This is a genomic window from Actinophytocola sp. (genome assembly GCF_036555685.1).
In the GTDB taxonomy this organism is placed as follows: Bacteria; Actinomycetota; Actinomycetes; order Mycobacteriales; family Pseudonocardiaceae; genus Actinophytocola.
This window is the reverse complement of the sequence record NZ_DATBKY010000080.1, coordinates 1-9673: the sequence shown is the minus strand read 5'-3', so window position 1 is coordinate 9673 and position 9673 is coordinate 1. Positions and strand designations below refer to the sequence as shown.

Here is a 9673-nt window from a genome sequence, read left to right as displayed (position 1 = left end):
ACTATGACCACAACTACCTGAAGCTGATCAAGTCCGCCGACGGCGTGCACTGGACGGACCCCGTCGTGGTGATCGACTGGCCGCTCGGCACGCAACCGCTCTACATCTCCCCGTCGATCGTCAAGCAAGGGCCGGCCTTCTACCTGTGGACCGTCGACTCGGCGACCAAGAAGGTCTGGGTCGCTTCGTCCACGGACGGCGTCACCTTCGGCACGTTCCAGGCGGTCGACATCGCCGACAATGTTTGGCACCTCGACGTGGAGTACATCCCGGATCGGGATCAGTACTGGATGTTCCAGGACTACCCGCAAGCGCCTCGCGGCGTGATCCGGTTCGCCCGTTCCACGAACCGCGTCGACTGGACGACCTTCCCCAACCCGGCGCTGGCGTACACGACGAGCGGCTGGGACCGGAACCTGTACCGGTCGACCTTCACCTTCGACGCCGCGACGAACCAGATCCGGCTGTGGTACTCGGCCCACAACGGTTCGGGCGTCTGGGGGATCGGGCATACGACCGTGGACTACGCCGACCTGCTGAACGGGCTCGCGGCCGCCGGCGGGTGGAGCCGTGAGCAGGGCTCCGGCACCTGGTCCACCGCCACCAGCCCGGTGCTGCGCGGAGCCCGCAGTGCGCGCCTCGTCCAGTCCGCGGGAGAGAGCATGTGGCTGAGCAAGCCGCAGCCACTGGCGAACGGCCTGTTCCTCGAGTCGAACGTCTACGACGACCTCGACAGCACCGCGTTCGAGATGGTGCGCCTCACGAACGTGAGCGACAACCGCGTGGGCATCGGTGTCTGGACCGGCGCGTCGGCCAACCGGTACGTCTTCCACGACAAGAACTACTCCTACACCGGCACCTCGGTGACCCGCAGGCGCGGCTGGCACCGGTTCGGCGTGCTCGTCAAGCCCGACGCCAGCGTGGAGTTCTCCGTGGACGGCCGGATCGTCGGCACGCGCACCGGCCAGTTCGCCAACGCGGCACAGGTCCAGGTCGAGGGCTACTCCGGCGGAACTACCACCTACTACGTGGACGACCTCCGTGTGCGGAGATGGACCGGCCCCGAACCCGCCACGTCGGTCGGCGCCGAGGAGACCCGGTGAGCTACTGACGCCAGGCCCTCGGACCCGCCCGCATGAGGACTTTGGGCAGTAGTGGAACGGTGGCCGGCAAGATTCGCTGGCAACGTGGACGAGACGCAGCAGCTTCGTTGGCAACCGATTCGCAAGTCCGTGGCCTCGTCTCGGGGTGCCAACCTCGCCGACTACCACGCGGTCCGGCGCGGATTCCGATGGTCGGGCGCCCGCGCCGAGCTCTCCGGGCTGCCACACGGTCGCGGCATCAACATCGCCTACGAGGCGGTGGATCGGCACGCGGAGGGCGCGTCGGCGCGGCGGACCGCGTTGCGGTGTGTCGACCGGCAGGACAACATCACCGACATCTCCTACGCGGACCTCGCCGCCCAGACGAGCCGATTCGCGAACCTGCTCCGCCGGCTCGACGTACGGCCGGGGGAGCGGGTCTTCACCTTGCTCGGCCGCATTCCCGAGCTGTACGTCTCCGCGCTCGGCACGCTGAAGGCCGGCTGCGTGCTGTCGCCGCTGTTCTCCGCCTTCGGTCCGGAACCGGTGCGGGAACGGATGTGGCTGGGCGAGGCGGCCGTGCTGGTGACCACCCCGGAGCTGTACCGGCGAAAGGTCGAGCCGATTCGCGACATGCTGCCGGCACTGCGACACGTTCTCCTCGTCGGCGGCGAGCCCGAACCGGCGACGGTGGAGCTGCGTGCCGCGCTCGCCTGGTGCGAGCCGGAGTTCGAGATACCGCCGACCGCCCCGGACGACGTGGCGTTGCTGCACTTCACGAGCGGCACGACCGGCAAGCCCAAGGGTGCCGTGCACGTCCACGAAGCGGTGGTCGCCCACTACGCCACCGCACGCTACGCGCTGGACCTGCACCACCGGGACGTGTTCTGGTGCACGGCCGATCCGGGCTGGGTGACCGGGACGTCGTACGGCATCATTGCGCCGCTCACACACGGTGTCACGGTCGTGTGTGACGAGGGCGATTTCGACGCGCGCCGCTGGTACCGCGTGCTGGCCGACCAGCACGTCACCGTCTGGTACACCGCGCCGACCGCGCTGCGCATGCTGATGCGCCGCGGTCCACGGCTGGCGCGCGAGTACGACCTGTCGGCGCTGCGGTTCGTCGCGAGTGTCGGCGAGCCCCTCAACCCGGAGGTCGTCACGTGGGGCCAGGAACACCTGGGCCTGCCGGTCCACGACAACTGGTGGCAGACCGAGACCGGCGCGATCATGATCAGCAACTTCCGCGCCGAAGAGGTGCGTCCGGGATCGATGGGCCGTCCGATGCCCGGCGTCGTCGCGGGTCTGCTGGAGCGGGGTGACGACGGCCGTGCCCGCGTCGTCGACGGCAAGGTCCGTGAGTTGACCGAGCCGGGTGTAGAGGGCGAGCTCGCGCTGCGGCCGGGCTGGCCGTCGATGTTCCGTGACTACCTCCACGACGCGGAGCGCTACAGGGAATGCTTCGCCGACGGCTGGTATCTATCCGGCGACGTGGCCCGCCGCGACGCGGACGGCTACTACTGGTTCGTCGGAAGGGCCGACGACGTGATCAAGTCCGCCGGCCACCTCGTCGGGCCGTTCGAGGTCGAGAGCGCCCTGATGGCCCATCCCGCGGTCGCGGAGGCCGGCGTCATCGGCAAGCCGGACCCGGTCGCCGGCGAGGTCGTCAAAGCGTTCGTGACGGTGCGCGCGGGATACGAGCCGACCGACGCACTGCGTGGTGAACTGCTCGCGTTCGGCCGCCGCGCGCTCGGCGCCGTGGCACCCAAGGAGATCGTGTTCGACCAGTCGTTACCGCACACGAGGAGCGGGAAGGTCATGCGCCGCCTGCTGAAGGCGCGCGAGCTGGGCCTACCCGAGGGCGATCTGTCCACATTGGAAGGAGCGCGGTGATGGCGCCGGAGCGGGTTCTGGTCGTGTACGCGAGCGACCAGGGATCGACCAGGGAGATCGCGGATTTCATCGGGATGCAGCTGCGGGTGAGCGGGTTCGCGGTCGATGTGCGCGTCGCGGGTGAGCAGCCGGACGCGTCCGGCTATGACGCTGTCGTGTTGGGCAGCGCGGTGCACGACCGCGCGTTGCTGGCGTCGGCGGAGAGATTCGCGCGGCGCAACGCCGAGGTCCTGCGTGCGCGGCCCGTGTGGTTGTTCACCGTCGGCATCGGCCCGTCGCTGCGCGGGCCGGTGGGCGGACTCCTGCGCCGGATGGTACCGCCGAAGATCGCGCGGGTGCGTGACCTGCTCGCGCCGCGCGACTACCACGCGTTCGCCGGAGTCGTTTCCCGGTCGGCGTTCTCCGCGGCCAGCAGGGCGGTCCTCGAGCTGTGCGGCGGCAGGTACGGGGACCTGCGCGACTGGCGCGTGATCGGAAGCTGGGCGGCCGGCATCGCCGCGGACCTGCGCGCGGTGGGCCCGGTGCGTCCGGGAGGAGGCTCGCGATGACCGAGCTCGAGGCCAAGCTGCGCACCGAGTTGCTGACCGGGATGGTGCGCATCCGCCGGTTCGAGGAGCGCTGCGTCGAGCTGTACAGCGCGAGCAAGATCCGTGGCTTCATGCACCTCTACATCGGTGAGGAGGCCGTCGCGGCCGGGCTGTTGCGAGCGCTCGGCCCCGAGGACGCAGTCGTGTCCACCTACCGCGAGCACGGCCTCGCGCTCGCGCGTGGGCTGGGCATGGACGTGCTGCTGGCCGAGATGTTCGGCAAGCGCACCGGGTGCAGCCGGGGCCGCGGCGGCTCGATGCACATCTTCGACGCTTCACGGCGTTTCTACGGCGGCAACGCCATCGTCGGGGGCGGGCTGCCGCTGGCCGTCGGCCTCGCGCTGGCGGACAGGATGCGTGACCGCCCCGCGGTCACCGCGTGCCTGTTCGGCGACGGCGCGGTGGCCGAGGGCGAGTTCCACGAGTGCATGAACCTCGCTGCGCTGTGGCGGCTGCCGGTGATGTTCTGCTGCGAGAACAACCGCTACGCGATGGGCACCGCCCTCTCCCGCGAGCACGCGGAGACTGACCTGGCACTGCGGGCGAGCTCCTACGGCATGCGTTCCTGGGCGGTGGACGGGATGGACGTGGAGCTGGTGGCCGACGCGGCCCGGCGCGCCGCGGACACCGTGCGCGCCGGTGCGGGGCCGTGCTTCCTGGAGCTGCGTACCTACCGGTTCCGCGCGCATTCGCTGTACGACCCGGACCGCTACCGCGACAAGGCCGAGATCGAGCGCTGGAAGGAGCGCGACCCGATCACGCAGCTGGCCGCACGGATGCGCGCGGACGGTCAGCTCGACGACACGGTGCTCGCCGAGATCGACGCCGACGTCGCCGCGGAGCTCGACCGGGCCGTGGCAGCCGCGGAGGAGGCTCCGCTGGAGCCGGTCGAGGACCTTACCCGCCACGTATACGCAGACCGGGGGTGAGAGCGGTGAAGACGACCTACCGGGAGGCGATGCGCGAGGCGATCCGCGACGCGCTCACCACCGACGAGCGGGTGTTTCTCATGGGGGAGGACGTCGGCCGCTACGGCGGTTGCTTCGGGGTGAGCCTCGGGCTGCTCGAGGAGTTCGGCCCGGAACGCGTGCGCGATACGCCGCTGTCGGAATCCGCGTTCGTCGGCGCCGGGATCGGCGCGGCCATGGCCGGCATGCGCCCGATCGTGGAGATCATGACCGTCAACTTCAGCATGCTGGCGCTGGACCAGATCCTCAACAACGCGGCCACCCTTCGGCACATGTCCGGCGGCCAGCTCGGCGTGCCGCTGGTGATCAGGATGACGACGGGGGCCGGCCGGCAGCTCGCCGCGCAGCACTCCCACAGTCTCGAAGGTTGGTATGCCCACATTCCCGGGCTGCGGGTGCTCGCACCGGCGACGATCGAGGACGCGCGCGGCATGCTGCCCAGCGCGCTCGACGATCCCGACCCGGTCCTGATCTTCGAGCATGGATCGCTGTACAACATGGCCGGCGAGCTCGCCGACGACGCCGGGCCGGTGGACATCGACCGGGCCGCGATCCGCCGGCACGGCAGGGACCTCACGCTGATCACTTACGGCGGCACGCTGCCGACGGCGCTGGCCGCCGCGGACGAGCTCGCCGTCGACGGCGTGCACGCCGAGGTGATCGACCTGCGCAGCCTGCGACCGCTCGACGAGCACACCGTGCTGGAGTCGGTCGCGACGACACACCGGGCCGTCATCGTCGACGAGGGATGGCGCAGTGGCAGCCTCGCCGCCGAGGTCTCGGCACGGATCGCCGAGCAGGCGCTTTACGAGCTCGACGCCCCGGTGCGGCGCGTGTGCAGTGCCGAGGTGCCGATGCCCTACGCGAAGCACCTCGAGGACGCCGCCCTGCCACAGGTGGCGGACATCGTCGTCGCAGGGCGGGCGGTGACGGGCTGATGGCCGAGTTCCGCATGCCGTCGCTGGGCGCCGACATGGAGCAGGGCACGGTGGTCGAGTGGCTGGTCAAGCCCGGCGACCCGGTGCGCCGCGGCGACATCGTCGCGGTCGTGGACACGGCCAAGGCCGCGGTCGAGGTCGAGTGCTTCGACACCGGGGTGGTCGAGCGCCTGCTGGTCGGCGAGGGTGAGGTCGTGCCGGTCGGCACCCCGCTCGCGTTGATCGCGACCGAGCCCGCCGCAGCACCGGGCGAACCGGCGCCCGAGCCGATGCCCGAGCCGGCCGAGCGTGTGGAGGCGGAGGTCCGCGTGGAACCGGCGCCGCGCCGGCCGCGCCCGCGGCCGGTGGCCGCGGTGCCCGTCACGCCGATCATCCGGAAGCTGGCCGCCGAGGCCGGGATCGACCTGTCCACAGTGCACGGTACCGGCCGGGGCGGCGCCATCACCCGGCACGACCTCGCCCGCGCTGTGCACCACGCCGAGCGGCCCGCCGTGACCCCGTACGCGCGCCGGCTCGCCGCGGAGCTCGGCGTCGACCCGGCCGCCATCGAGCCGGCCCGCGCCGGGCCTGTCCGCGCCGCCGACGTCCGGGCCGCTGCCCCGGCCGAACCCGCGCCACCGCCCGTTGCGTCCACAGTCGCGTCCACAGCCGCGTCCACAGCGGCCACGCGCGCGGCCGAACAGCGGCGCACGACCGACATGCGCGCCGCGATCGCCGAGCTGATGTCCCGCGCCAACCGGGAAATCCCGCACTACCACCTCGCGAGCACGATCGACCTGGGGACCGCCATGGCGTGGCTGCACGCGCACAACCGGGCGGTACCGGTCGCCGAACGCCTCGTGCCGGCGGTGCTCATGCTGAAGGCCACCGCGCGCGCCGCGGCCGAGGTCGGCGAGCTGAACGGGCACTGGCTCGACGGGACCTTCCACGCCGCGTCCACAGTGGATCTCGGGGTTGCGACCGCGCTGCGCGGTGGTGGCCTGTTGGTGCCGGTGCTTCGGGACGCGGCCGCCACACCGCTCACCGAGCTGATGTACCGGCTACGCGACGGCGTCGCCCGTGTTCGCGCCGGCCGGCCGCGTTCGTCCGATCTCGTCCCCGCGTCGATCACCGTGACAAACCTCGGCGACCTCGGCGTGGATCTCGTGCACGGCGTCATCCATCCGCCCCAGGTGGCGCTCGTCGGATTCGGCGCCGTGGTCGAGCGGCCGTGGGCGGTCGACGGACTGCTGGGCGTACGGCCCGTCGTCACCGTCACCCTCGCCGCCGACCACCGCGCGACCGACGGCGCAATCGGCGGCCGTTTCCTGCACGCCATCGAAGGAATGCTGCAACGACCGGAGGAACTCTGATGAACCGGATCATCGACGACCGGGTGGCCGCCGAGCTGGTGACCGCCTCGCTACTGACGATCGTCCCCGACGCCGACGTCGGCTCGCTCGGCGAGCACACCGACCTGCGCGACTCGCTCGAACTCGACTCGCTGGACTTCCTGTCGTTCGTCGAACAACTCGGCCGCCGCAGCGGCCGGCGCATCGATGAGGACGACTACGACCGGCTGCGCACCATGCACTCGTGCGTGGAGTACCTGTGCGAGCACGGGATGAGCCGCCCGCAACCGTGAGGAGGTCGGGCATCATGACGCGCAGACCGTGGAGCGCCGGTGAGCTCCGCTGGGATCTGTGGACGCACGAGTGGCGGGTCATCGCCCCCGGGCGTGGTGCCCGGCCGGCCGGTGCCGACACACCGTGCCCGTTCTGCCCGGGCGCCGCGGCGGATGCCACCACCGAACGCTGGCGGTTGCCGGGCCATGGCGGTACCTGGCAGATCCGCTCGGTGCAGAACCGCTATCCGCTGTCGGACCATCACGAGGTCGTCATCGAATCTCCGCGCCACGGCTGGGATCTCGCCACCGCGAGTGCCGGCGAGGTCGGTGACGTGCTCGCCGCCTGGCAGAACCGCCACCGCGCGCTACGCCGCGGCACCGCGCAGGTCGCCGTGTTCCGCAACCACGGCGTCGCCGCCGGTATCTCGCTGCCCCATCCGCACTCGCAGGTCGTCGGCCTGCCGGTGCTGTCGGCGGCCACCCGGCGCGACCTCGAGGCCGCGCAGCGATACCACCTCGACAACAACCGGAGCGTCGCCGACGACCTGATCGCCGGCGAGCTCGCCGACGGTTCGCGCATCGTCGTCGCCGACGAGCTGACCGTCGCGTTCGTCCCGTTCGCGCCGACGGCCGACTACGAGGTACGGGTGGCGCCGGTGACCCACCGGGCGGACTTCACCAGGGTTCCGGGGGACGAGCTCGCCGGCATCGCGACGAGCCTGCGCGGCGTGCTCGGGGCGTTGTGCGCCGATCTCGGCGACCCCGCCTACAACCTCGTCGTGCACACGGCCCCGACCGGCTACGAGTCCGCGCCGTTCCTGTCCTGGTACCTCGATATCGTGCCCAGGCTGGCCGTCCCGGCAGGACTCGAGCTGGCCACCGGTGTGCCGGTCGTCACGATGTCGCCCGAACACTGCGCCCAGCGCCTGCGCGCCACGCTGTCCGCGGGAACCGTTCTGGCACCTCGCTGATCACCCGCGCGGAGATCCGTCTCCGGTGGCGAAAGTCCCTTCGAACGGGGGCTCTCTGCTCTGTGGCGGCCCGGGGTGCGCCGCGACGATCGAGGTGAGAGGCCGTTCGGCGCACACGTCGGAAGGAGGCCACATGCCTGGTGGGCGTGGCTTTCTGGACCGTCTGCGGCCGGTTGGTACGCCGGGCGCGGCCGCCCGGCGTGGCGTGCCTGCCGACCGGCTCGCCGAGGTCGGCGCGGAGCTGGAGCCGCTGTTCGAGATGCTCACCGAGATCGACGCCGAGGCGGAGCGGATCCGGGCCGAGGCGCGGGTGCACGCCGAGCGCACCATCCGGACGGGGGACGAACGGGCGGCGGCCGTCGTCGCGAAGGCGCGTGAGCGGGCGGAGGCGGCACGTGCCGGTGCCGCGGCGAGCGGGCGGGCGCGAACGGCCGCTGCGGAAGCCGAGCTCGTCCGTACCGCCGACGACCGGTTGGCCATGATGCGCGAGCGAGCGGCGGCCGGCATCGAAGCAGTCGTCGAACGCGCCGTCGCCGCCGCGCGGATCGAGTTGCGCGAGGTTTCCGAGCAGACCGTGAGCACGCCATGAGTGGTGAGTGGGTGGCCGGGAATGCCCGGGCGAGGTCGTTGCTCAACCGGCGCGTGGGGACGGCCGGCGCGCGGGAGATCGCCGCCTGCCCGGACCTGGCCGAGGCCCTCGCCCGCCTCGCCGCGACTCCCTACGGCCGCGCGATCCGTCCCGATCAGACACTCGAGGGCGCCCAATTCGCCTTGCGCGCCACGTTGTTGTGGCACATCCGGGTACTCGTCGGCTGGCAGCCGCGGGAGGGCGCACGCCTGGTCCGCCTGCTCGCCGGCTGGTTCGAGGTGGCGAACGTCTGCGAACACGCCCGCGTGCTCGCCGGTCATCCGGCCGGCGACACCTACCGGATGGGCACGCTCGCCGTGGTATGGCCAAGGCTGGCCGCCACGAGGTCACCGGCCGAGCTGCGCGCCGAGCTGACCGCCTCGCCGTGGGGCGACCCGGGCGGGGACGCCCCGCATGCCGTCGCGCTGGGTATGGAACTGTCGTGGGCGGCCCGGCTGTGCGCCGCCACGACCGAGGAGATATCGGCATGGGCGGCCGGCGCGGTGGCACTGCTGGTGGCGCGCGAGCGGTTCCTCGCCGGGCGCCGGATCACCGAGCCGCTGCTTCCGCGCCTTGCCGCGCTGCTCGGCGCGGCAGCGGCGGATGCCTCTTCGGTGCCGGACCTCAGGCACCGGCTGACCGCCCACGCGGCCTGGTCCTTGTCCGAATGCGACAGTCCGGACCGGTTATGGGCGGCGGAGATCCGGTGGTGGGCGAGGGTCGAGCGCGACGGGTTCGAGTTGCTGCGCCGGACCGGCTTTGCCGCCGCGCCCGTGGTCGGCGTCGTCGGGCTGCTCGCGGCCGACTGCTGGCGGGCATGCGCCGCACTGGAGCTCGCCGCGCGCGGGGGTGGATCGCTGGAGGTGCTCGATGCCGTTGCCTGACGCGATCCAGCCCGTCCGCATGGAGCGAGTCGCGGTGCTCGCCCCGGCCGACACGCTGCGCGCGGCGCTGGTCGAGGTCGCAGACGCCGGCACCGTGCAGCTCGATTCCCTCGGCA

At 71.8% G+C, this 9673-nt stretch carries 10 protein-coding genes; all 10 read left to right on the top strand.

Going from position 1 to position 9673, the window contains the following annotated elements; genetic code table 11:
* On the top strand, positions 1-1103 hold a 1103-nt coding region (locus VH969_RS08230; RefSeq protein ID WP_331972901.1), incomplete at its 5' end, for a hypothetical protein.
* Between the two features lie 84 nt (positions 1104-1187).
* Positions 1188-2975 (top strand): acetate--CoA ligase, encoded by a 1788-nt coding sequence (acsA, locus tag VH969_RS08225; RefSeq protein WP_331972899.1) that lies wholly within the window; start codon positions 1188-1190, stop codon positions 2973-2975.
* Positions 2975-3523, top strand: coding sequence for a flavodoxin domain-containing protein (locus tag VH969_RS08220; protein WP_331972897.1), 549 nt, complete (start codon positions 2975-2977; stop codon positions 3521-3523). Before acsA ends, VH969_RS08220 begins: the two co-directional genes overlap by 1 nt.
* The gene (pdhA, locus tag VH969_RS08215) at positions 3520-4491 is read left to right on the top strand and encodes a pyruvate dehydrogenase (acetyl-transferring) E1 component subunit alpha (RefSeq protein WP_331972895.1); all 972 of its coding nucleotides are present in this window, start codon (positions 3520-3522) and stop codon (positions 4489-4491) included. Before VH969_RS08220 ends, pdhA begins: the two co-directional genes overlap by 4 nt.
* 5 nt (positions 4492-4496) lie before the next feature.
* Positions 4497-5468, top strand: coding sequence for an alpha-ketoacid dehydrogenase subunit beta (locus VH969_RS08210; RefSeq protein ID WP_331972893.1), 972 nt, complete (start codon positions 4497-4499; stop codon positions 5466-5468).
* On the top strand, positions 5468-6820 hold the full coding sequence (locus VH969_RS08205) for a dihydrolipoamide acetyltransferase family protein (protein ID WP_331972891.1): 1353 nt from the start codon (positions 5468-5470) through the stop codon (positions 6818-6820). Before VH969_RS08210 ends, VH969_RS08205 begins: the two co-directional genes overlap by 1 nt.
* Entirely contained in the window at positions 6820-7092 is a 273-nt protein-coding gene (locus VH969_RS08200; RefSeq protein ID WP_331972889.1) for an acyl carrier protein, read from the top strand. The genes VH969_RS08205 and VH969_RS08200 overlap by 1 nt, the downstream gene beginning before the upstream one ends.
* A gap of 14 nt (positions 7093-7106) precedes the next feature.
* The gene (locus VH969_RS08195) at positions 7107-8045 is read left to right on the top strand and encodes a galactose-1-phosphate uridylyltransferase (RefSeq protein ID WP_331972887.1); all 939 of its coding nucleotides are present in this window, start codon (positions 7107-7109) and stop codon (positions 8043-8045) included.
* Between the two features lie 133 nt (positions 8046-8178).
* Positions 8179-8634 carry a hypothetical protein gene (locus tag VH969_RS08190; protein ID WP_331972886.1) on the top strand — a complete coding sequence of 152 codons (456 nt, stop codon included), beginning with the start codon at positions 8179-8181 and terminating at the stop codon, positions 8632-8634.
* On the top strand, positions 8631-9557 hold the full coding sequence (locus VH969_RS08185) for a hypothetical protein (protein WP_331972884.1): 927 nt from the start codon (positions 8631-8633) through the stop codon (positions 9555-9557). Before VH969_RS08190 ends, VH969_RS08185 begins: the two co-directional genes overlap by 4 nt.
* Positions 9558-9673: the final 116 nt, after the last annotated feature.